Here is a 21355-nt window from a genome sequence, read left to right as displayed (position 1 = left end):
CCGCCGCCGCTCGGCCGCTACTATAAGACGGACCGTCTCGTCTCGCAGGGCAGGCATAGTGAAGGTGGGGCCGACCGATGGCTGAGGACACGATCCAGGCGCTGCTGCGCAAACGGTGGTCCGACCCCGGTGTCGCGGTGAAATACGGTGACACGCAATGGAGTTGGGCCCAGTATCTGCGAGGCGCGGCGGCCCGGGCCGCGGCCCTGCTGGGCGCCGCCGACCCGGGACGGCCGATGCACGTCGGCACCCTGCTGGGCAACACCCCCGAGATGTTGAGCCAGATGGCGGCGGCCGGCCTCGGCGGCTACGTGCTGTGCGGGCTGAACACCACCCGGCGCGGCGAGGCGCTGGCCGCCGACGTTCGCCGGGCCGACTGCCAGTTCGTGGTGACCGACGCCGAGCACCGGCCGCTGCTGGACGGACTGGACCTTGCCGGCACGCAGATCCTGGACACCTCGACGCCGGACTGGGCGGGGTTCGTCGACGCCGCCGGGGAGCTGACCCCGCATCGGGAGGTCGCCGCGATGGACCCGTTCATGATGATATTCACCTCGGGCACCAGCGGAAACCCTAAGGCGGTGCAGGTATCCCATTTGATGGCGGTGTTCGCGGGGAGCAATCTGGTGCAGCGCTTCGGGCTCACCGAACACGACACCTGCTACGTGTCGATGCCGCTGTTTCACTCCAACGCGGTGGTCGCGGGATGGGCGCCCGCGGTGTGCTCGGGGGCCGCGATCGTGCCGGCGAAATTCTCGGCGCGCAACTTCCTCGACGACATCCGCCGCTACGGCGCCACCTACATGAACTACGTCGGCAAACCGCTGGCCTACGTGCTGGCCACCCCGGAGCGCGCCGACGATGCCGACAACCCGCTGCGGGTGGCGTTCGGAAACGAGGCCAACGACAAGGACATCGAGGAGTTCGGCCGCCGGTTCGGTGTGCAGGTCGAGGACGGCTTCGGGTCGACCGAGAACGCCGTCATCGTGATCCGCGAACCCGGCACGCCGAGGGGCTCGATCGGCCGGGGCATCGACGGGGTGGCGATCTACAACAGCGACACCGTCACCGAATGCCCTGTCGCCCGGTTCGATGCCGACGGCGCCCTGATCAACGCCGACGAAGCGGTGGGCGAGTTGGTGAACACCGCCGGTTCCGGCTTCTTCACCGGCTACTACAACGACCCCGACGCCAACGCCGAGCGCATGCGGCACGGCATGTACTGGTCCGGCGACCTGGCCTACCGCGACGCCGACGGCTGGATCTACCTGGCCGGCCGCACCGCCGACTGGATGCGGGTGGACGGCGAGAACCTCGCGGCCGCCCCCATCGAACGAATCCTGTTGCGGCACAGCACGATCAACCGTGTCGCGGTGTACGCCGTGCCGGACGGGCATGTCGGCGATCAGGTGATGGCCGCCGTCGTCCTCAACGACGGGGAAACCCTGACCCCGGCCGCGTTCGAGGCGTTCCTGGACGCACAGCCCGACCTGTCCCCCAAGGCCCGGCCGCGCTATGTCCGCATCGCCGCCGACCTGCCCAGCACCGCCACCCACAAAGTGCTGAAACGCCAACTGATCTCGCAGGGCACCGCGGTAGCCGCCGGCGAGGTGCTCTGGGAGCGCGAGCCGCGCGGCACCGCCTACACGGTGGTGGCTAGCCCGGACTGCGGGGTGCCCGGCGACGGATCTGCCCCTTCGACCGTCGCACCCGTTTGACCGGGTCGCGGTTGGTGCCGCCGGCGATCTCGTCGCGCAGCTGGGAGATGTTGGAGATCTCGGCGTACAGCCCGCGGATCGCGTAGTCCAGCACGGCGAAGGAGAACCGCTGCTCCGGGTCCTCGGTGATGCCGAGTTCCTGCGACCGCCGCCGCGACCACAGCGCCTCGTCGAGCCGGGCCCGGGTGGCGTCCAGATGCCGTTCCAGGGTGTCGACGATGCGTTCGGGATCCTCGCCGCGGGCCAGCCAGGTCTTGAGGATGACGGGGTGTTTGATCACCACCTGGTCCTGCCCCGGGAAATGCTGCACCCAGCGGCGCAGCGCGTCGCGCCCGGCGTCGGTGGTCTCGTACAACGTGATGGCCCGCTTGCCGGATTGCGCGCCGGTCTGGGCGACCATGCCGCGGGCCAGCAGCCGGGTCAGTTCGCGGCGCACGTGGCTGACCGACGGCGACCAGTAGAAGTGGCCGACCGACAGTTCGGCGCGCATCTTGATCTCACCGGCGGTGAGTCGCTCGTCGTTGGCCGCCAGCACGCCGAGCACCAGGTAGGCGGTGACCGGCAGCCCGTTGCTGGTTCGGGGGCTCACGAACCGTCCGTCTCGGCGGTGAAGTACGGCAGCGTCACGTCGGCCGCGACGGTGTGGAACTGCACCCGCACCCGCAGCCCGACGCGCAGGTCGCCCGGCGGCACGCCGACGACGTTGGTGAGCATCTGGTAGCCCTCGTCCAGGGTGATGATGGCCGGCGCGTAGGGCGGGGTGAACTCCGCGGTCACCGGCCGATGGACCACGGTCCAGCTGTAGATCTCGCCGCGGCCGCCGCTCTGCTGCCAGCCGATGTCGTCCGAAAGGCACTGGCGGCAATGCTCGGTCGGCGGGAAGTTGGCCAGATCGCAAGCGCGGCACCGCTGATAGCGCAGCTGCCGTGACCGGCAGCCCTCCCAGAACGGCACGCTCAGCGGGCTGCTGGCGTGCGGCACCGGCCCGGTCTGGGGCCGCAACGGCTCGGCGGTCACCGCGGCTCGTCCCCCAGGATCAGCACGGTGGTGAACAGTGCACCGGCTCCCCCGTTGCTGCACAAGGCGATATGGGCGTCGGGGACCTGCAGCTCGCCGGCCTGGCCGCGCAGCTGTTGCACGGCCCGGATCGCCCGCTGCATCATCTGCGGATTGGAGCCCGCGTGGCTGAACGACATGGTTCCTCCGTCGGTGGTGACCGGGTGGCTGCCGTCGAGGGCGATGTGCCCGTCGGCGACGAACGGCCCGCCTTCACCGTCCCCGCAGAACCCGAATGCCTCGAGCTGGCGGATGATTTCGAAGGAGAACGGGTCGTAGAGTTCGAGCACGTCGACGTCGTCGCGGCGCAGCCCGGCGTGGGCGAAGGCGCAGTCGGCGGCCCGCCGGCCCACCACGCCGTTCACGTCGCCGCCGCGCCGGCCGCCAGGTCGTAGGCCGGCGGGTGCTGGTAGGACGGGCCGTGGAAGTCCGCGCCGCTGCCCAGCACGTAGATGGGTTGGCTTGCGGTGTCGACCTTTTCGAGGTTGGCCAGCACCAGCGCGCAGCCGCCCTCGGAGGTGGTCGCGCAGTCCAGCAGGTGGAACGGGTCGGCGATGGGCCGCGACGCGGTGATGTCGTCCGGCGTGAACGGGCCCCGTCGGTAGTAGACGGCCTCGGGGTTGCGTGACCCGTTGTTGCGGATGGTGGCCGCCACCGTCGAGAGTTGTTCGCGGGTGGTGCCGTAGACGTGCATGTGCCGGCGCGCGATGAGCGCGAACTCGGCGGTGGTGAACATGCCCCAGGGGGCGACGAATTCGTTCTCCGGCCGGGTCCACGGCGCGGTGGCCTCGTGGTCGCGGTATTCACCGGCCTGGGCCGCGACCAGCACCACCACCTCGGCCATGCCGTGCTCGATGGCGGTGGCCGCCTCGGTGATCATGCCGACCCCGAACCCGAGCCCCTGCCACGCCGGGCCCAGTCGCAGGTCGTAGATCAGCGCGGTGGACAGCGGGCCGGCGCTGATCCCGTCGACGTCGTCGAGGCACAGCCCGGCGTCGTCGAGGGCGCCCCGAATGGCCTTGAGCGCCAGGCTGCGTGACGTTTCCCCGTCCAGGCGCCGGCCTTGCCGGGTGTTGTGCACGCCGACGATCGCCGCGGTGCGCTTCGCCGGTCTAGTTCTCATCCGCCACCACTCCGAGATAGGTGCCCACGACGTCGAATCGTGTTCCGTCGCGGTCGATTTCGCCGATCAGTGTGCAGCGGGAATCCGCTCGGGGCGCGCCCTTGGCCAGGACGTCGATCCGCACGTCCACCGGTCGGGCCGTCTGCGGGTCGGTGATCTCGACGACCATCGCCACCGCCCGCTCATCGGGGTCCCACTCGACGCCGGTGATGCGGTGCCGGGCAGTCAGCTCGATCACCACCGAGTCCCGGCGCACCAGGAAGCGCACCGCTGCGCACAACTCGCCGGCGCGGGGCGGCACGCACAGGCTGACCGCCATGTCACAGGCCCGCCGGCCGGTCGCTGATGGTTCCCGACGCCCGCAGCTCGGCCAGGTCGGCGTCGCTGTGCCCCAGCAGCTCGGTGAGCACCTCGGCGGTGTGCTCGCCGTAGCGCGGCGGCACCCGGCGCAGCCAGCGCCGCGGTTTGCCGAGGAACGCGAAAGGCATTCCGGTACACAGGAAGGAGCCGGCGACGGGATGATCGACGGTCTCCCAGAAGCCGCGGGCGTGCAGCTGCGGGTCGGCCAGCAGCGCCGCGGCCGGTGTGACGGGCGCGGCGGCCACCCCGGCGGCGCGCAGCGCGTCCACCGCGTCGGCCACCGTACGGCCCGCGGCCCAGTCCGAGATGAGCTTGTCGACGTCGTCGGCGTGCTCGTCCCAGCCGGTGTCGCCCGGCTCCGCGCGGCCCAGCAGCCGGGCCAGCGACGCGCGGGCGGTGTCGTCCAGCGCCGCCAGCGCCACCCACGCGTCGTCACCGCGGCACCGGTACACGCCCTGCGGGCTGGCGCCTGGTCCTCGGTTTCCATTGCGGCGCAGCGCGATTCCGTTGCGCGAGTATTCGACCAGCATCTCGGCCGCCACGTTCAGCGCCGCCTCCACCATGGTCGCTTCCACCTGCATGCCGGTGCCCTCGCGGTCGCGGACGGTCAGCGCGGCCACTGCCGCGAAAGCGGCGTGCAGGCCGGCGATCGGGTCGCAGACGCCGCGCGGAATCACCGGCGGGCCGTCGGGGTGTCCGGTCATCCAGGCCATGCCCGTCGCCTGCTCCATGGTCTGGGCGAATCCGACCCGATCGCGCCACGGGCCGTCCAGGCCGAAGGCGGGCATCCGGATCATGACGGCGCGCGGGTTGGCCGCGCGCACCGCGTCCCATTCCAGGCCGAAGTTCGCCATCACCCGGGGCGAGAAGTTCTCGACGACGAGATCGCTTGCGGCAATGAGCCCTAGCGCGATGCTCCGTCCCGCCTCGGTGCCCAGGTCGACGCTGATGCCCCGCTTGTTGTTGTTGCTGCACAGGAAGACCGGGCCCCACTCCCACCACTGGTCCCAGTCGGGCGGGCGGCCCGCGGAGAACCGCATGCCGTCCGGCCGGCGCACTCCCTCGATCTTGATCACGTCGGCGCCCAGGGCGCCCAGCAGTTGGGTGGCGACCGGGCCGGCCCAGAACGCGGTGAGGTCGGTGACCCGGATGCCGGACAGCGGAAGGGTGCCGGCGTCCTCGCCGCGGGCCGGCTCGGGCCGGGGCGGCCAGTGCACCCGCCCGTTGTCGGCGCCCAACGCCGGCGGCTCCGACGGCGGCCGGGTGGTGATGGCGTCGCTGCGGTAGGGCACCCGCGGCGCCAGCACACCGGCCGGGGACTCGACGAACACGCCGCGTTGCACGAAGTGGTCCAGCTTGGGCAGTGTCTCGGGAGTGGCGATGGGCGCCACCGGGATTCGGAACGCCACCGCCAGGTCGACGATCTCCTGGGTGGTGCGGGTGCGGGTCCACCCGCTGACCATGTCCAGGAATTCGTCGCGGCGCGCGACGCGGCCGGCGAAGGATGCCAGCTCGGCGTCGTCGACGAGGTCGGCGCGGTCGATCATCACCAGAAAATCCTGGAACTGCTGGGCGGTGATGGTGCAGAAGCCGACCATGCCGTCGGCGGTGGGGACGATCGAGGGCAGCTCCAAACTGCGTTCGTGCAGCAGCGAATCGGCCCCCAGCACGCTCGCCGACATGGCGGACAGACCGCCCATGGCGATCACCATGGCCTCGTAAGTCGAGACGTCGATCACCTCGCCGCGGCCGGTGCGGGCCGCATGCCGGGCGGTCGCCGCCGCGGCCGCCGCGGCGAACGTGCCCGCCAGCCATTCGCCCAGCCGGCCGCCGGCCTGCACCGGCTCGTCGCCCGGCCAGCCCCGCCCGGCGATCGACCCGCACAGCGCCTGCAGAATGAACTCGTTGGCCACCACCTGCTGGTCGACGTAGGGGCCGGTGGTGCCGAACGGGGTGATTGCCATTACCACCGCCGAAGGCCCGGTGCGCCCGGTGATTTCGTCCAGCGTCCAGCCGTCGGTGAGGTCGGTGAGCACCAGGTCGGCGCCGGCCAGCAGCGCCGCGACCTCGGCCCGGCCGCGGCCGACCACCGACCTCTTGCCGGCAGCCAGATAGCCGAACAGCGCCCCGGGCGGCCCGCCCGCCGACCAGCGGCGCATCGAATCCCCTTGGGGGGACTCCACTTTCACCACGTCGGCGCCGGCGTCGGCGAACATCTTGCCGCAGTAGGAGACCGCCAGGCCGTTGCTGAACTCCAGCACGCGCCAGTGCGCGAACGGCGCCGGGCCCACGCTCAGTTGCCCAATGTGGTGGCGCGGCCGGCGATCCCGGCCGCCTCGACCGTCACCGGCGCCTGGGCCGACGCCTGGGCCTGCAGGGCGAATTGCGTCATCCTCGTCCACGCGTCGCGGTCGCGCTGGCTGGCCCGGTGCCCGACGTGGGTGACCACGTCGACGTCGGTCGCCTGGGCGCGCAGGTGACCGGCCCGGGCCTGCTCCTTCGGGATGTGCCGAAACGGGTCGAATGAGTAGGCGGCCATGGCGTTTTCGTGGGTGATCTTGTTGATCACCGCGTCGTCGAGGTGGCCCATGGTGTCGATGACGTCCTCCGGCGCGAACGGCCAGTTGCTGTCGGAGTGCGGGAAGTCGGACTCCCAGCACAGCATGTCCTCGTTGAACCAATCCATGTTGCGCACACCGACTTTGTCGCTGATGAAGCAGGTGTAGAAGTGTCGTTTGAACACGTCGGTGGGGCCGCTGTAGCCGGGCGGGAAGGTGGCCAGCGTCCAGCCCGAATGGCGGTTGTAGACGTGCTCGGCCCGCCACAGGAAGTACGGTATCCAGCCGACGTCGCCCTCGGTGAGGGAGAATTTCAGCTCCGGGAAGTCCGCCCAGAACTGCGCCCAGATCAGCTCGGTGAAGGTGAACATGCTCATCATCGACGAGGCGGTCATCTGCACGCTGGGCGGGGCGTCGGTCGACACCTGCGGGGACCGCGACGCCGAGCCCACGTGGGTGCACAGCACCGTCTTGTTCTCGCAGACCGCCTCGAACAACGGGTACCAATACCGGGTGTGAATGCTGGGCATCTGCAACGCTTCCGGGTTCTCCGAGAACGTCACCGCGTGACATCCCTTGGCGGCCAAGCGGTTGACCTCCTTGGCGGCCTCGGCCACGTCGAACAGCGGCAGGATGCCGCACGGGATGAACCGGCCCGGGTACGCGGCACACCACTCGTCGATGTGCCAGTCGTTGTAGGCCTTGATCATCACCAGGTTGACCTCGCGGTCCGGGCCCTGGTTGAGCACCTGGCCGGAGAACCCGGTGAAGTTGGGGAAGTTCAGGCCCGCCAGCTGGCCGCCGGCGTTCATGTCGCGGACCCGCTCGTCGACGTTGAAGCAGCCCGGCCGCATCTCGTCGTAGCGGCTGGCGTCGATGTTGTACATCTCGCGCGGCTTGCCCGCCACGGCGTTCAGGCCCATGTTGCGTCCGCGGATGTCGCCGTAGTACCACTGCTGGATGCCGTCGGGCTCGACGACCACCCGCGGCGCGCGGTCCTTGTACTTGGCGGGGACGTGGGCGTCGAACATGTCGGCCGGCTCGGCGATGTGGTCGTCCACGCTGATCAGGATCAGATCGTCCTTGTTCATGCCGTGCTCCTCGGTCACCGACTATGACTAGTAGACAATGGCGCCGCTCGCAGTGTCAACGGCGGCCGTCGCGTCACGCCTCCCAACGCGCCGCCGTATCGCCCGGCAGGGCCGGCGATTTCCGCCGGAACGGCGGCGCGCCCGCGGGTCGGCCGGGAGCGCGCAGGCCCGTCATCTTTGGGACTATTAGTCCCCACGTTGGCGGGCGGTCGCGGCAGGCCGCGCCGCGCGGGCGCCCGGGCATGCCACCATGAGGCATGACCGGGCCGCAAGGTAACGGAAATTCGAGCAGCAACAAGGCGGCGCGTCCGACCACCGCCGACGTGGCCCGGCTGGCCGGCGTGTCGACCGCCACCGTCAGTTACGTGCTGAACAACGCGCGGGGCCGCCGCATCTCGCCCGACACCCGCGACGCGGTGTACCGGGCCGCCAAACTGCTCGGCTACCGGCCCAACCTCGCCGCCCGCAACCTCGCGCGCGGCAAGAGCGGCGTGGTGCTCTACGTGGTCCCGCACGTGGCCGTGGGCGAGATGCCGATGCAGGCCGGCAGTCGCATGACCACCGCCCTGGCCCGCGAGGGTCTGCTGCAGGTGCAGGTTTTCGAGACCGACGACGACCAGCACGTGGTCGACGCCATCGCCAACCTGGACCCCGTCGCGGTCACCAGCCTGTTCCCCCTGAGCGCCGCGGCCCGCCGGGCGGTGACCGAAGCCGGCATCCCGCACATCGAGATCGGCACCCTGCCCGCGCTCAACGACCCGCACCTGTCGGTCGGCGAGATGCGGATTGCGCACCTCGTCGAGCGAGGGCATCGACGAATCGCGTTCGCCTACACCGGGATTGCCCGCTGGCGGCCGCTGGGCGACTACTGGTTCGAAGGCGTATCGCGGGCGGCGCGGTTGCGCGGCCTGCCGCCGGTGCGCGCCGACGAGGTCACCCTGGACACCGCCGCGTCGGTGGTCAGCGCCTGGGTGCGCGACGGGGTGACCGCCGTGTGCGCCCAAAGCGACGAGATCGCCTGCCTCGTCCTGTACGGCATCCATCAGGCGGGGCTGCGCTGCCCGGGCGACGTGGCGGTGATGGGCGTCGACGCCAGCCCGATGGGCATGGTCAGCACGCCGCCGTTGACCACCGTGCAATTCGATCCCTGCGCGGTGGCCGACGCGGCGCTGGCGGCGGTCTTCGAGCGGCTGGGGCATGCCACCCCGCCCTCGCCCGAGCTGACCGACATCGCGCGTCTGGTGGTGCGATCGTCGACCTGAAGCTCAGTCCGCGGGCTGGTAGCGCAGCAGCGTGACGTCGTGCTCGGGGTAGTCGCAAAACACCGGCTGCACCCGCATCCCGACCCGCAGCTGGGCCGGGTCAACGTTCACCATTTCGGTGGAAAACCTTGGGCCCTCGTCCCATTCGACGATGGCCAGCAGCTGCGGCACCGCGTCGGCGAAGTGCGGGCTGACCGGCCGGTGGGCCACCGTGTAGGAGTACAGCGTCCCCATCCCGGAGATCTCCCGCCATTCCAGGTCGTCGGCCAGGGTGCGGGGCGCGCGCACCCGCGGGTAGAACACGTAGGACTGCAGCGACGGCGAGTACTGGATGACGATGCGATGCTGCGCCAGCGCATCCCAAAACGGCGCGGTGGTGGGCGTTTTGACGGGCATCGGCCGCTCGAAGGTGGTCATTGCGATCAGTCTCCCTCGAGGATGAGTGTGGTCTGCTCGGACAGGATCCCGCCGTTGCCGGACACGAAGGCCCGGTTGCAGTCGGGGACCTGCGCCGCGCCGGCGCGGCCCATGATCTGGCGGGTGGCGTCGCAGACGTGGTGCATGCCGCCAGCCAAACCCGCTTGGCCGAAACCCAATTGGCCGCCGGCGGTGTTGAGTGGGAAGTCGCCGCGGAAGGTGAGGTCATGGTCGGCGACGAACTCCATGCCCCTGCCCTTCTCGCAGAAGCCGGCGTCTTCCAGCGACAGCAGCACCGTGATGGTGTAGCAGTCGTAGATCGACACCATGTCCATCTGGGCACGGCTCAGGCCGGTCATGGCGAACGCGGTGTCGGCGGCCGCGGCGATCGGGGTGCGCAGCAGGTCCTCGGCGTAGGTCGGGGTCTTGAACGGCACGTGTTCGCCGAATCCCTTGACCCACACCGGGCGATGACGCGCCCGCTTGGCCAGGTCCGCGTTGGCGACCACGACGGCGGCCCCGCCGACACAGGGCATGACGATCTCGAGCATGTGCAGCGGGTCGGCGATGACCGGGCTGGCCAGCACGTCCTCGACGGTCAGCGGCGTGTCCCGCCAGATCGCCCCGTCGGTGTGGTTGGCATTGACCCGCTGGTCGACGACGATCTTGGCCATCGCCCGCTCGTCGTAGCCGTAGACCGCGGCGTAGCGCTGGGCCACCTGGCCGTACGGGCCGTTCTGGCCGAGGTTGCCGTACGGGATCTCGAATTCGGCTTGCGGAGAACCGTATTGGTTGCTCGACGAGCCGAAGAACATCGCGTCGACCATCGGCCGGGGTTTCTTCTTCGACGACGGCGTGATGTAGCGGGCGGGCAGTGCGCACAGCACGGCGTCGCAGATGCCGAGCTCGATCGCGGCGGCCGCGCGCCACACCATGGCCGCGGCGCTGGCCCCGCCCAGGTCGACGTGCTCGGCGAATCGTGCGCCCACGCCCAGGTATTCGGCGATGGTGGAGGGCACGAAGATCTCGGACTCGGCCAGGTGCGAGGCGACGATCCCGTTGACCACCTCGCCGGGCAGCCCGGCGTCCTGCAGTGCCGCCGCGCCCAGCTCGGCCCACTGCTCCAGCACGAACGGCGCCGGCGAGGCCTTGCTGAGCCGCTCCGGCGGCAGCTCCACATATCCGACGATCGCGGCTTCCCCGCGTAATCCCATGTGCGCAACCTACTTTCGGGGTAGTCCGAGGATCATCTGCGCGATGATGTTGAGCTGGATCTCGCGGGTGCCCCCGCCGATCAGTTCGGCGGGCAGATGCAGATACGGCTCGACGACGGCGGGGTCGGAGTCGGCAGCCATCGCCAGTCGCCCGGTCAGCTGCAGCGTGGCCTCGAATGTCCGTCGCAGCAGCACATTCATCGCCACCTTGGCAATGCTGGACGCCGGCCCGGACGCCTGGCCGTCGAGCAGCCGGATGGTCTCGCGCACTCCCAGCGCCTTGATCGCGTTGGTGTAGGCGTCCAGCCTGCCGAGCTCGCGCAGCGCGTCGTCGCGGTCCGGCCCCGGTTGGGCCGCCAGCCGGCGCAGTGCGGCCGCGCGGTCGAACTTGACGTAACCGCTGATGGCCGAGCGTTCTTCGGCCATGGTGGCGATTGCGAGGTTCCAGCCCCCGGTCGGTTCGCCCAGCAGCATGTCGTCGGGCACGAAGACATCGGTGAGGAACACCTCGTTGAAATGCGCGTCACCGGTGGCGGTTTTGATCGGCTGGACCTCGATCCCGGCGGAGCGCATGTCGACGACGAAATAGCCGATGCCGCGGTGCTTGCCGGCCTGCGGGTCGGTGCGGGCCAGGAGGGCGCCGTAGTCGGCCCGGTGGGCGGCCGACGTCCAGATCTTGTGGCCGTTGATGGTCCAGCCGCCGTCGACCTTGGTGGCCCGGGTGGAAAGCGCGGCTAGGTCCGAGCCGGCGCCGGGTTCGCTGAACAGCTGGCACCACGCGATCTCGCCGCGCAGCGTCGGCGGTATCAGCTTCTCCTGCAGGTCTTTCGGCGCGGCGCGGATCACCGAGGGCAGGATCCATTCGGCGATGCCCAGCGACGGCCGAACCAGTGCGGGCCGCTTGGCGAACTCGTCGTCGATGATGAGCTGGCGCAGCGGGCCGGCGTCCAGACCCCAGGGCTTGGGCCAGTGCGGCGCGATCAGGCCGGCATCGGAGATCAGCGTGCGCTGCGGCCCCGTCTCGAATTCCGGGTAGTCGCCCTGGCGGCCGGGCTGGTCGTTGCGTAATTCCAATGCGGCATCGAGGGTTTCGGCTACCTTGGCGCGAAACTCCGATTCCGCGTCGCCCAGGTTGACCGCCATGTCGCGCTGCCGGGTGCAGGTCAGCTCGCCGAGCCGGCGGGCCCAGCGGTTGGCCGGCCCGATCGAGGCGGCCAGGCTGATGGCGCGCCGCCAGTACAGGTGCAGGTCGTGTTCCCAGGTGAAGCCGATGGCGCCGAACATCGTCAACGCGTCGAGCACCAGGTCCGGGGCGGGCGAGATCGCCATCACCGCCGCGCCGGCGGCGGCCATGCGGTGCTGGTCGAGCGATTCGTCGCCGGCGCGGACCGCGTCCCAGGCCGCCGCGGTGGCCAGCTCGCTGCTGACCAACAGCATCGCCGCGTTGTGCTGCAGGGCCTGGAAGGTTCCGATCACCTTGCCGAACTGCTCGCGGATCCGCAGGTGGGCGGTGACGGCCTGCACGCACCACTGGATCACCCCGGCGGTCGTGGCGGCGACCAGCCCGAGGACCACGCAGCGGGCGCGCTCGGGGTCGATGCCGGTGAGCACCTCGGAGTCCAGGACGCGGTGGTTGTCCAGCCGCAGCACCCCGGCGTCGGCGACGAGGTCGGTCCCGGAAATAGGTTCGACTGTGGCCGTGGGCTTTTCGGTGTCCACCGCCGCCCACACCAGCTCGCCGTCCCGGGTCCGCGCGCCGACCAGGACGATGCGCGCCGCGCACACCCCCGCGGTGACCTCCGAGGCGCCGCTGAGCAGCCAGTGCCCGTCGCCGGCCCCGGCATGCAGGTCACCGTCGCCGGGCAGCACGACGGCCGCGGGGACGCCGGCGGCGAGGTCGCGCAGCACCGACCGCGCGGCCGGTGCCGGGTCGGCCAGCAGCGCGACCGCGCCGGCGGCCACCGTCGGCAGCAGCGGACCGGGCAACAGCGACTTGCCGGCCGACTCCAGCACGCAGGCGGCGTCCATCAGCCGGCCGCCCTGACCGCCCAGCTCCTCGGGCAGGTGCACGGCGTGAAAACCATTGGCGACCAAGCTGTCCCACCATCGCGGCAGCCGGCCCGCGGCGAGCTCGGCGAAGCTGTCCCGGGTGGCGGCGATGGGAGCGTTGCGGGCGGCGAACTGCCCGACGGCGTCGCCGAGCTCCTGCTGCTCCGGACTCAACCCCAGGGTCATGAGGACGGCCGCACTGTCACTGGCGATGGCCGCACCGACCGATTCCTCTCGACTCCGCTGGCGGCGACCCGCCGCACCTTTCGCAAGACGGACCGTCTCGTCTTGTGGCAGACTACCGGGGCGGGTCAGGATATGTAAAGCGCGCCCGATCCCCGGCGAGCGGGCGCCGACTGCGGATCCGCAGAAGCGAGGACCACCAGATGCCAACCGATCCCAACGGGCCCGCCGCGCCGCGGAGACGCAGCGAGAAGTCGCGCACCGCGATCGTCACCGCGACCCGGGAACTGCTGCTGGAGCGGGGGTTCGACGGGCTGACCATCGAGGCGGTCGCCGCCCGCGCCGGGGTGGGCAAGCAGACCATCTACCGCTGGTGGCCCACCCGTCCCGCACTGGTCGCCGACGTGATGCTGGAAGACGCCGACAGGCTGCTCGCGTCCGTCGAGCACAGCGGCGATCTGGCCGCCGACCTGGTCGGCTGGGTGGGCAAGCTGGTCACCAGCCTCACGACGCCGCGCGGTTCGGCCATGCTGCGCACCCTGACCGTGGCGTGCATGGAGCACGAGGACACCGCGGTCAAACTGCGCGCCGGGTTCAGCGCGCCGCTGCACGACAGCGTGCGGGCCCGATTGCTGGCCGAGGGCGTGGACGCGGCCACCGCCGAATCGGCCGCGGACGCCATCGTCGGTGGTGTGGTGTATCCGATTCTGTCCGGCGCGCAACGCTATTCGCGCCGCCGGGCGGAACACACCACCCGGCTCATCGTGGCCGCCCTGACCGCAGGCTGACGCCCGGACGGCCTTGGCGGCGCGGCGGATTCGCCGATCCGGCGTGTGCCGCAACCGAATGGTCCTAGCATGAGGCGGTGGTCCACACCCCCGGTTCGCCCGATCAGGCCGCTCCCAAGGCGCGCGACGCGTGGCAGTTCTTCCAGCGCATGCTCGCCGACGTCACCGCGATCGTGACCGAGGACGCCGAGACCGAACGGGAACTGGCCGAGGGGCTGCGCGTGGTGGCGCGGGTGTCGTCACTGTGTGCGCAGATGACGGTCGAGGCCGACCCGGAGCGGCCGTCGTTCTTCGATATGTGTTCGGACAACCGGATGGTCGGCGGCCCCAACCCGGACGGCAACTACTACCTGGCGATGATCCGCGGGGACCGCCGCTACCGGATCACCGGCACCCGGGGAACCAGCGCGTACCTGGGTTTTCAGATCCTGGCCGGCACCGGGCTCACCCCGCGGCGGATGGCCGGTTATCTCAGCGACGCCGACTTGGCCTCGGAGGCAGGGGAATTCGCGCTGCTGCTGTCGGCCGACGAGCCGTCGGATCCGGCCGGCGCCCAGTGGGTGAAGATCCCGCCGGATGCGTCGTCGGTGGTGGTCCGGGAATACATCGGCGATCGGGCCGCCGAGCAGTTGGCCGCCCTGCGCATCGAGGCGCTGGACCCCGGCCCGCTGACGCCGCTCACCGACGAGCAGCTCGCCGACCAGTTCACCGCGATGGCATGGTCGTTGATGAAGCTCGCGACGCTGCACCGCACCATCAAACCCGAACTGCTGCAATCCCCCAACACGTTGCTGACCGCCCAGGCCGCCGACCTGGGCGAGGCCGACACCACCCCGGACAACCTGTACATGATGGGCACCTTCCGGCTCGACCCCGGCCAGGCCCTGGTGCTCGACATCGCGCCGCCCGACACCCGGTATTGGAACGTCACGCTGGAAAGCATCTGGCACGAATGCCTGGAGCCGCGCCGCCGGCACAGCTCGGTGACGAACCGCGGCGTGCGGCCGGACGCGGACGGACGGGTGCGCATCGCGATCTCCGCGCGGGACTTCGGGTTTGGCCATTGGCTGGACACCGGCGGCCGGCATCGCGGCTTCGTCGTGCTGCGCTGGCTGGACAACCCGAGCCCGCCCGAGGTCGCGGTGTCGGTGCGCGAAGCGCGGGAGCGACCGTGAGCCTGCAGGACCGGTTCGCCCCGGAACGGCTGATCGCCGCCGCCTGTGAGGAGGCCGGCAGCGACGACTTCGGCGCCGAGGGCTGGCGGCCCGGGCTGCACCGCCTCACCGACGGGCTGATCAACGACGCGCGGCTGTCCGACATCGGCGTCGAGATCGCTCACCTGGACATCATGCGGGCGCTGAAGAACCGGCTCAACGTAATCGCTTGGCGCAAAGCACATCCCGAGGTGGCCGAGCAGAAGATCAGCGCCCCGATCTTCATCGTCGGCCAGCCGCGCACCGGGACGACGATCCTCTACGACCTGCTCGCCCAGGATCCCGCGCTGCGCGCGCCGCTCACCTGGGAGGTCGACGAGCCCTGTCCGGTGCCGCGGCCCGAGACCTATCACGACGATCCGCGCATCGCCCGGACACAGGCCGGCATCGACCTGTCCGAGCAGATCATGCCCGGGTTCCTGGCCTTTCACCCGATGGGCGCGCTGGTCGGGCAGGAGTGTGTGCGCATCACCGCGGCCGAGTTCGTCAGCATGATCTTCTCTGTGCAGTACCGGCTGCCGAACTACTACCGCTGGCTGCTGTACGAGGCGGACCACGCGGGCGCCTACCGCTTCCACCGAATTTTCCTGCAGCACTTGCAGTCCGGCGTGCCCGGGCAGTGGTTGCTGAAATCCCCGGCGCACCTGTGGCAGCTGGATGCGCTGCTGGCCGAGTACCCGGACGCGCTGATCGTGCAGACCCACCGCGATCCGCTCAACGTCATCTCCTCCATCGCGGCGCTGACCCATCACCTGCGCGGGATGTGTAGCGACGAGTCCAGCATCACCGAGTGCGCGGCGCAGTCCTACGAGGAGATCGTCGTGGGCCTGGACCGCGAGATGGCCCTGCGCGACCGGGGCGCCGTGCCGCCCGGGCGCGTGATCGACGTGCGGTACGCCGATTTCATGAAGGACCCGTGGACCACGATCAAAGACATCTATGAGCGGCTGGACCGCGAGCTGCGGCCCGATGCCGAGCAGAGAATGCGCGAATTCCTCGCGTCGCATCCCTCCGACGGTGGGCGCAGCCGCTACACCTGGTCGGACACCGGGCTGGACGCCGGTGCGGTGCGTGAGCGGGTGCGCGCCTATCAGGACCGCTACGGGGTACCCACCGAGGCGTTGCGCTGAGGCGACGGGAGCTGCGGTGGACGACGATTGCCTGAAACTCACCACCTACCTGGCCGAGCGGAGACGGGCCGGGAACCGCTTCGTCTCCGACGTCCTGCTGGACCTGTACGCCCGCCACCGGGTGGAGTGCGCGGTGCTGCTCCGCGGCATCGGCGGGTTCGGCACCGGCCACCGGCTGCGCAGCGACGAGTCCCTCACCCTGTCGGAGGATCCCCCGGTAGCCATCGTCGCGACCGACACCAGGACCAAGATCGAGGCGCTGCTCGATGAGGTGCTGGCCGTCAAACAACGCGGCCTGGTCACCCTGGAGCGGGCCCGGCTGCTGCACGCCGACGTCGGCGCGGCGCGGCCGCCCGAGGGTGACGCCGTCAAGTTGACCGTCTACCTCGGCCGCAAGCAGCGCGTCAACGGGGCGCCGGCCTACATCGGGGTCTGCGATCTGCTGCACCGACGCGGCCTGGCCGGCGCCACGGTGCTGCTGGGCGTCGACGGTGTCGTGCACGGAGAACGCCGCCGCGCCAGCTTCTTCGGCCGCAACGTCGACGTGCCGATGATGATCGTGGTGGTCGGATCCGGCGCGCACATCGGGGGGGTGCTGCCCGAGATCGCCGCGCTGCTGCGCCGGCCGCTGTTCACGCTGGAACGGGTCCGGGTATGCAAGCGCGACGGCCGATTGCTGGAGCCGCCGCACGCCCTGCCCGGCGTCGACGAGCGCGGGCTGCCGCTGTTCCAGCAGCTGACCGTGTACACCTCCGAATCCGCGCGGCACGGCGGCGTGCCGATTCACCGCGCGATCGTGGCGCGGCTGCGTCAGGCGACGGCGGCCGACGGCGCCACCGTGCTGCGCGGCGTCTGGGGTTTTCACGGCGACCACCCGCCGCACGGGGACGGGTTGCTCGCGCTGACCCGACGGGTGCCCGTGGTCACCATCGTCGTCGACACGCCGGCCCACATCGCCGAATCCTTCGCCGTCATCGACGAATTGACCGGCGCCGAGGGCCTGGTCACCAGCGAGATGGTGCCCGCGCTGGTGTCCGACGACGGCGGACCCGGCGCCGGGCGGATGGCCCGGCACCGCTACTAACTCAGCCGGCGACCGAGGCGTCGTAAATCGACTGGATCGCCTTGTCCAGCGTCGCGTTGAACTGCTCGTCGGACTGGTCGACCGTGAGGCCCTCGGTGAGCGCCCGGCTGAAGCTGGCGATCAGGCCGGCGTTCTTGGCCAGCAGCTCGTTGGCCTCCTCGCGGGAGTAGCCACCCGAGAGCGCCACCACCCGCATCACCTTGGGGTGTTCGATCAGCGGGCGGTAGAAGTTGGCCTCGGTGGGCAGGCTCAGCTTGAGCATCACCCGCTGCCCGTCGGGCACCGAGTCGAGTTGCTTGGTGATCTCGTCGCGCAGGATGCCCTCGGCCTTGGCCTTGTCGGCGATCGAGATGGTGACCTCGGGTTCGATGATCGGCACCAGCCCGTGGGAGAGCACCTGGTGGGCGAGCTCGAACTGCTGGGCGACCACCGCGGCGATGCCCGCCGGGTTGGCTCCGCCGATCACCGACCGTTCCTTGGTGCCGAACACGCCCTTGCTCACGGCCCGCTGCAGCAGCTCGTCGAGCCCGGGGATCGGCTTCATCAGCTGCACGTCGTCGGACGCTTCGGCCAGACCCTTGTCGATCTTGAGGATGGGCACCACGCCCTTGGTCTCCCACAGGTAGGTGGTCGACGGCTTGCCCTCGATGTCGCGGTCCATGGTCTGCTCGAACAGGATCGCCGCCAGCACCCGGTCGCCGGTGAACGCCGGCGAGGTGATGATCCGCGACCGCATCTGGTGGATGAGGTCGAACATCTCCTTCTCGGAGGAGTACGCGCTGTCTTCGATGCCGTACAGGCGCAGCGCCTTGGGCGTCGAGCCGCCGCTCTGGTCGAGCGCGGCGATGAACCCTTTGCCCGATGTCATCCGCTCCGCTTGCTGTTGGTTCGACATTGAACTCTCCCACTTCCTCATGGCCCTCACGGGCACACCGCACATGGTCCGCGCCGGCGCGGCGCACCCGGCCTCCGACTTTTGAGATGCCCGCGCGCGCTCGAGCTTGGATCGTGCCGATCATATTCGCCGCATCCCGGACGAGCGTGCGGGAGGGTACCGCTGCCGCGGGTCCGGTAAACGTCGGCGCCGGCGGCCGGCGGACCCGGCATCGGGCGACGGCGCCCGCAAACCGTCCGGCATTTTGGGCGTGCTACGCCGCGTGTCCTACCATTGACTAAACGCGTGTTAGCTGGATCTGCACTCGCAGCGCAGATCGACGGGGTGCGTCTCCCCCGCAGGCGAGCGAGTTCCCGTGGGGTTGAATCAACAGCCCCCGGATATGGCAGTGGCTGTTTTCGATAGCTAGCGGTGTCCCCCGCAGGGACCGAATGTGAGTGATGGACCATGGGCGAACAACCCGGCGATCTCGCCGACCCTACCCCCTTCGAGGTGGGCAAACACCAGGTAGATCAGGCGGTCGTGCTCACCGTCTCCGGCGAGGTGGACATGCTCAGCTCGCCGATGCTGGCCGAGGCCATTCAGACCGCCCTGGCCGCCAAACCGGCCGCGCTGATCGTCGACCTGTCCAAGGTCGGGTTTCTGGCGTCGGCCGGGATGACCGTGCTGGTGACCACGCAGGCCGAGCTGCAGCCACCGACGAAGTTCGCGGTGGTGGCCGACGGCTCGGCCACCAGCCGGCCGATCAAACTGATGGGAATCGACAGCGTGCTCTCGCTCTACCCGAGCCTGAACGACGCGCTGAGCGCCCTGTCCGGTGCGTGAGCCGCGCCGGGGCTGATCGATGACCGGTCCCGGTTCGCGCGGACGCGAATGCCTGATCACTGGGCGCGGGCCAGCACCTGCTGGATGCGTTCCTGCCGCGGCAGCACCGGGCCGTCGTCGAGGGGTTCGTCGATGCCCAGCTCGGCGAGTCCGGCCTTGGTCAGCAGCCCGGTGCCGTAGGCGGCCAGCACCAGCTTCTGGTCGTCGCTGTGGCCGTCCTCGACGAGCATCGCCCCGATGAGGCAGATGACCGCCATCTTGTAGGCGTTGAAGGCCCGATACCAGGGCCGGTTGACCGGCTCGATGCCGCTGGCCGACTGGTAGTGCGCCAGCAGGGCGTCGATGGGCAGCGCCGCGGGATGGCTGTTGATCCCGACCGGCTGCATCCACAGCATCTCCAGCCAGCCGATGTCGGTGAGCGGGTCGCCGACGGTGGTCATCTCCCAATCGAAGACCGCGCTGACCTCGCCGCCGGTGAAGGCGAAGTTGCCCGGTTTGGCGTCGCCGTGCACCAGCGTGATGCGCGGGCACGGCGCAGGCTTACCGGCAAGCAGCGCCCGGTGCAGCCGCTCCAGGGCGGGCAGCGGCCCGCGTTTGACCCGGTTCATCTCGGCGGCCCAGTGGCCGAGTTCGCGATCCAGGTGGCCGGCGCCGTCGTCGAGGGTGGCCAGTCCGGTCCGGGTGAGGTCGACGGCGTGGATCGCGGCCAGCTGTTCGGCCAGGCTCTCGCACATCCGGGCCACGGTGTCATCGGACGCATCGGCGGGCGGCTGCATCTCGTAGACCTCGCCGGCGACCCGTTCCATCACCAAGAACGGCCGGCCGAGCACGTCTCCGGTGGGTTCCAGCCACAGCGCCCGCGGCGCCCGGACGTCGGTGTCGGCCAGGGCGCGCAGGATGCCGAACTGCCGCGCCAGGTCGTAGGGCTCCAGCAGCGCCGGCGGGCTGGGCCGCAGCCGCAACACGACGTCGCGCCGCTCGTCGCGGCCGCGCCGGGCCGCGATGACGCTCATCGTCATCATCTCGGCCGAGTGCCCGAAGCTGACCCGGTCGATGCCCTCGACCCGCACGTCGTCGGCGTCCGGCAGCACGCCGCGCAGCCAGCCGGTCAGCCGTCGTTCCCGCTCGGCGCCCAGCGTCACCGGTCGGCCCCGTCGCCGTCGGCCGGCAGACGGTCCACCGGCGTCTTGTCCTGGGTGAACGCGGACATGTCCATGGCCCTCCAATTGGGGTAGCGACGATAGCCCCGCCCGCCGAGCAGCAATTCGAAGATGCCCCAACCGGTGTGGCCGTCGCGTTCGAACCGCATCAGCTGGTCGACCGCCATCGATTTGTCCTCGGTCTCGCTCAGCTGCTCGGGATCGCTGCTGTCCCAAGCGAAATGGATGAAGTAGGCGCCGCCGCCCAGGTCTTCGTAGTGGCAGTGCGCCATCGGCAGCCCGTAGTAGGCGTTGACCTGCGGATGGGGCGCCTCGGCGACCACCCGGTGCGCCCGGCCGTCTTCGTCGGTGAACACGAGCACCGCGCGCACGGGCCGCTTGCGCTCGCCGTCGAATTCCACCTCGTGCTCGATCTTGACGAACCGTTTGGACAGCGTCCCGTCGGCATAGGTGATGCCGCCGTCGACGTAAAGGACTGTGCCGTCGCAGGATTCGATGACCCACGCTTCGATGGCGTGGTCGCCGAACCCGGCGTCCAGCCACAACCAGAAGTCGATCCGGTCGGAGACCCGCACCCCGAAGGTGCGGTCCCGGCCGCCGTGGAAGCCGTCGACGCTGACGCGTTGGCCGTCGATGCGCACCCAGCCGCTCCAGCGCCCCGGTTCTTTCATGTGGTACATGTCGGCCAGCAGTCGGCCGTCCGGGCCGGACACCTTCATCGGCAACAGCTCCCACATCGGGGCGGTGGGCTCGTAGTAGAGCTCCCATTCGATGCCGGAGTTGTTGGGCCCGACGTCGAGTCGCCACTTCTTCAGCGGCTCGACGCAGGTCCAGCGCATCGGCCCGGCGCGCAGCTCACCCCTGTCGTCGCCGGTGACCGGCCGCCCGGACAGCAGGTCCCAGTGCCGGCCGTCGGCGAGGCTGACCTTGACGTAGCCCAGCCCGCTGGCGGTGTTGGGGTTGTTACCGTAGCCGCTGGCCAACAGCATGGTGCCGTCCGGTGCCGCGGCAAAGAAATAACAGCGATCCGACCAGGTCGGGTCGGCGTCGTGCACCTGGTCGAAGGTGGTCGGAAGCTGGTGGGTGAACGACTCGTCGGCGGCGGAATACCCCATCAATCGGCCTTTCTGGGCTGGCAATACGGTTGCGCAGCAAGGTATTTCGTCAACAGGTCCGGCCCTGTCCGCGCTGCTGAGGATCCGATAGCCAAGCCGCACAACGCATCCCG

Annotated in this window: 18 protein-coding genes and 1 pseudogene; 7 read left to right on the top strand and 12 right to left on the bottom strand. The window is 70.2% G+C overall.

Annotation, left to right across the window (positions count from 1 at the left end):
• The first annotated feature begins 77 nt into the window (after window positions 1-77).
• Complete coding sequence (fadD1, locus tag NF20_RS22750; protein ID WP_019733367.1) at window positions 78-1718, top strand: fatty-acid--CoA ligase FadD1; 1641 nt, start codon at window positions 78-80, stop codon at window positions 1716-1718.
• Here fadD1 and NF20_RS22745 read toward each other — a convergent pair.
• From NF20_RS22745 to NF20_RS22720, 6 genes and pseudogenes are all read right to left on the bottom strand, one after another.
• The gene (locus NF20_RS22745; RefSeq protein WP_019733366.1) at window positions 1657-2307 is read right to left on the bottom strand and encodes a PadR family transcriptional regulator; all 651 of its coding nucleotides are present in this window, start codon (window positions 2305-2307) and stop codon (window positions 1657-1659) included. The genes fadD1 and NF20_RS22745 overlap by 62 nt on opposite strands.
• Window positions 2304-2735: a Zn-ribbon domain-containing OB-fold protein gene (locus tag NF20_RS22740; RefSeq protein WP_009979923.1), complete on the bottom strand. Its 432-nt coding sequence runs from the start codon at window positions 2733-2735 to the stop codon at window positions 2304-2306. Before NF20_RS22740 ends, NF20_RS22745 begins: the two co-directional genes overlap by 4 nt.
• Window positions 2732-3897, bottom strand: a pseudogene (locus tag NF20_RS22735) (thiolase family protein). Before NF20_RS22735 ends, NF20_RS22740 begins: the two are co-directional and overlap by 4 nt.
• The gene (locus tag NF20_RS22730) at window positions 3887-4216 is read right to left on the bottom strand and encodes a hypothetical protein (protein WP_011726565.1); all 330 of its coding nucleotides are present in this window, start codon (window positions 4214-4216) and stop codon (window positions 3887-3889) included. Before NF20_RS22730 ends, NF20_RS22735 begins: the two are co-directional and overlap by 11 nt.
• 1 nt (window position 4217) lies before the next feature.
• On the bottom strand, window positions 4218-6548 hold the full coding sequence (locus NF20_RS22725) for a CaiB/BaiF CoA-transferase family protein (protein ID WP_050593713.1): 2331 nt from the start codon (window positions 6546-6548) through the stop codon (window positions 4218-4220).
• Between the two features lie 2 nt (window positions 6549-6550).
• The gene (locus NF20_RS22720; protein ID WP_031351906.1) at window positions 6551-7906 is read right to left on the bottom strand and encodes an amidohydrolase family protein; all 1356 of its coding nucleotides are present in this window, start codon (window positions 7904-7906) and stop codon (window positions 6551-6553) included.
• Window positions 7907-8163: 257 nt separating this feature from the next.
• On the opposite strand from NF20_RS22720, the gene NF20_RS22715 reads away from it, so the two are divergent.
• Window positions 8164-9168 (top strand): LacI family DNA-binding transcriptional regulator, encoded by a 1005-nt coding sequence (locus NF20_RS22715; protein WP_033712255.1) that lies wholly within the window; start codon window positions 8164-8166, stop codon window positions 9166-9168.
• A 3-nt stretch (window positions 9169-9171) separates the two neighbouring features.
• Here the strand turns inward: NF20_RS22715 and NF20_RS22710 are convergent, their stop codons facing one another.
• Genes NF20_RS22710 through NF20_RS22700 form a run of 3 tightly spaced genes read right to left on the bottom strand, consistent with a single transcriptional unit; the run spans window position 9172 to window position 13034 of the window.
• A complete protein-coding gene (locus NF20_RS22710) occupies window positions 9172-9585 on the bottom strand; it encodes a Zn-ribbon domain-containing OB-fold protein (protein WP_009979933.1) in 414 nt (137 codons plus the stop codon).
• Window positions 9586-9590: 5 nt separating this feature from the next.
• Window positions 9591-10799 carry a thiolase family protein gene (locus NF20_RS22705; RefSeq protein WP_003874320.1) on the bottom strand — a complete coding sequence of 403 codons (1209 nt, stop codon included), beginning with the start codon at window positions 10797-10799 and terminating at the stop codon, window positions 9591-9593.
• 9 nt (window positions 10800-10808) lie between these two features.
• Window positions 10809-13034 carry an acyl-CoA dehydrogenase gene (locus NF20_RS22700; protein WP_033712253.1) on the bottom strand — a complete coding sequence of 742 codons (2226 nt, stop codon included), beginning with the start codon at window positions 13032-13034 and terminating at the stop codon, window positions 10809-10811.
• Window positions 13035-13234: 200 nt separating this feature from the next.
• Here NF20_RS22700 and NF20_RS22695 point away from each other — a divergent pair, with 200 nt between their 5' ends.
• From NF20_RS22695 to NF20_RS22680, 4 genes are all read left to right on the top strand, one after another.
• Entirely contained in the window at window positions 13235-13819 is a 585-nt protein-coding gene (locus tag NF20_RS22695; protein ID WP_003874323.1) for a TetR/AcrR family transcriptional regulator, read from the top strand.
• A 77-nt stretch (window positions 13820-13896) separates the two neighbouring features.
• Window positions 13897-14994, top strand: a complete 1098-nt coding sequence (locus NF20_RS22690; protein ID WP_023884885.1) for a DUF1214 domain-containing protein — start codon at window positions 13897-13899, stop codon at window positions 14992-14994.
• Window positions 14991-16163 (top strand): sulfotransferase family protein, encoded by a 1173-nt coding sequence (locus NF20_RS22685; protein WP_011726572.1) that lies wholly within the window; start codon window positions 14991-14993, stop codon window positions 16161-16163. Before NF20_RS22690 ends, NF20_RS22685 begins: the two co-directional genes overlap by 4 nt.
• 16 nt (window positions 16164-16179) lie before the next feature.
• Entirely contained in the window at window positions 16180-17247 is a 1068-nt protein-coding gene (locus NF20_RS22680) for a DUF190 domain-containing protein (RefSeq protein ID WP_011726573.1), read from the top strand.
• 1 nt (window position 17248) lies between these two features.
• Here the strand turns inward: NF20_RS22680 and NF20_RS22675 are convergent, their stop codons facing one another.
• Entirely contained in the window at window positions 17249-18142 is an 894-nt protein-coding gene (locus NF20_RS22675; RefSeq protein ID WP_011726574.1) for a fructose bisphosphate aldolase, read from the bottom strand.
• 447 nt (window positions 18143-18589) lie between these two features.
• Between NF20_RS22675 and NF20_RS22670 the strand changes: the two genes are divergently transcribed.
• Window positions 18590-18967, top strand: coding sequence for an STAS domain-containing protein (locus NF20_RS22670; protein ID WP_003874328.1), 378 nt, complete (start codon window positions 18590-18592; stop codon window positions 18965-18967).
• Between the two features lie 56 nt (window positions 18968-19023).
• On the opposite strand, the gene NF20_RS22665 is transcribed toward NF20_RS22670, so the two are convergent.
• Both NF20_RS22665 and NF20_RS22660 read right to left on the bottom strand, forming a co-directional pair.
• On the bottom strand, window positions 19024-20109 hold the full coding sequence (locus NF20_RS22665) for a phosphotransferase family protein (RefSeq protein WP_033712250.1): 1086 nt from the start codon (window positions 20107-20109) through the stop codon (window positions 19024-19026).
• Entirely contained in the window at window positions 20106-21242 is a 1137-nt protein-coding gene (locus NF20_RS22660; RefSeq protein ID WP_033712247.1) for a hypothetical protein, read from the bottom strand. The genes NF20_RS22665 and NF20_RS22660 overlap by 4 nt, the downstream gene beginning before the upstream one ends.
• Window positions 21243-21355: the final 113 nt, after the last annotated feature.

It is taken from the genome of Mycobacterium sp. MAC_080597_8934 (assembly GCF_000523975.1).
Classification (GTDB): Bacteria; Actinomycetota; Actinomycetes; order Mycobacteriales; family Mycobacteriaceae; genus Mycobacterium; species Mycobacterium avium.
The sequence above is the reverse complement of the archived record's forward strand: the minus strand, read 5'-3'. Positions and strand labels throughout refer to the sequence as shown.

Coding starts and splice junctions, on each gene's coding strand:
- NF20_RS22695 (WP_003874323.1), top strand. CDS start 13,235: ATGCCAACCGATCCCAACGGGCCCGCCGCGCCGCGGAGACGCAGCGAG.
- NF20_RS22715 (WP_033712255.1), top strand. CDS start 8,164: ATGACCGGGCCGCAAGGTAACGGAAATTCGAGCAGCAACAAGGCGGCG.
- NF20_RS22700 (WP_033712253.1), bottom strand. CDS start 13,034: ATGACCCTGGGGTTGAGTCCGGAGCAGCAGGAGCTCGGCGACGCCGTC.
- NF20_RS22660 (WP_033712247.1), bottom strand. CDS start 21,242: ATGGGGTATTCCGCCGCCGACGAGTCGTTCACCCACCAGCTTCCGACC.
- fadD1 (WP_019733367.1), top strand. CDS start 78: ATGGCTGAGGACACGATCCAGGCGCTGCTGCGCAAACGGTGGTCCGAC.
- NF20_RS22710 (WP_009979933.1), bottom strand. CDS start 9,585: ATGACCACCTTCGAGCGGCCGATGCCCGTCAAAACGCCCACCACCGCG.
- NF20_RS22670 (WP_003874328.1), top strand. CDS start 18,590: ATGGGCGAACAACCCGGCGATCTCGCCGACCCTACCCCCTTCGAGGTG.
- NF20_RS22705 (WP_003874320.1), bottom strand. CDS start 10,799: ATGGGATTACGCGGGGAAGCCGCGATCGTCGGATATGTGGAGCTGCCG.
- NF20_RS22675 (WP_011726574.1), bottom strand. CDS start 18,142: ATGTCGAACCAACAGCAAGCGGAGCGGATGACATCGGGCAAAGGGTTC.
- NF20_RS22730 (WP_011726565.1), bottom strand. CDS start 4,216: ATGGCGGTCAGCCTGTGCGTGCCGCCCCGCGCCGGCGAGTTGTGCGCA.
- NF20_RS22720 (WP_031351906.1), bottom strand. CDS start 7,906: ATGAACAAGGACGATCTGATCCTGATCAGCGTGGACGACCACATCGCC.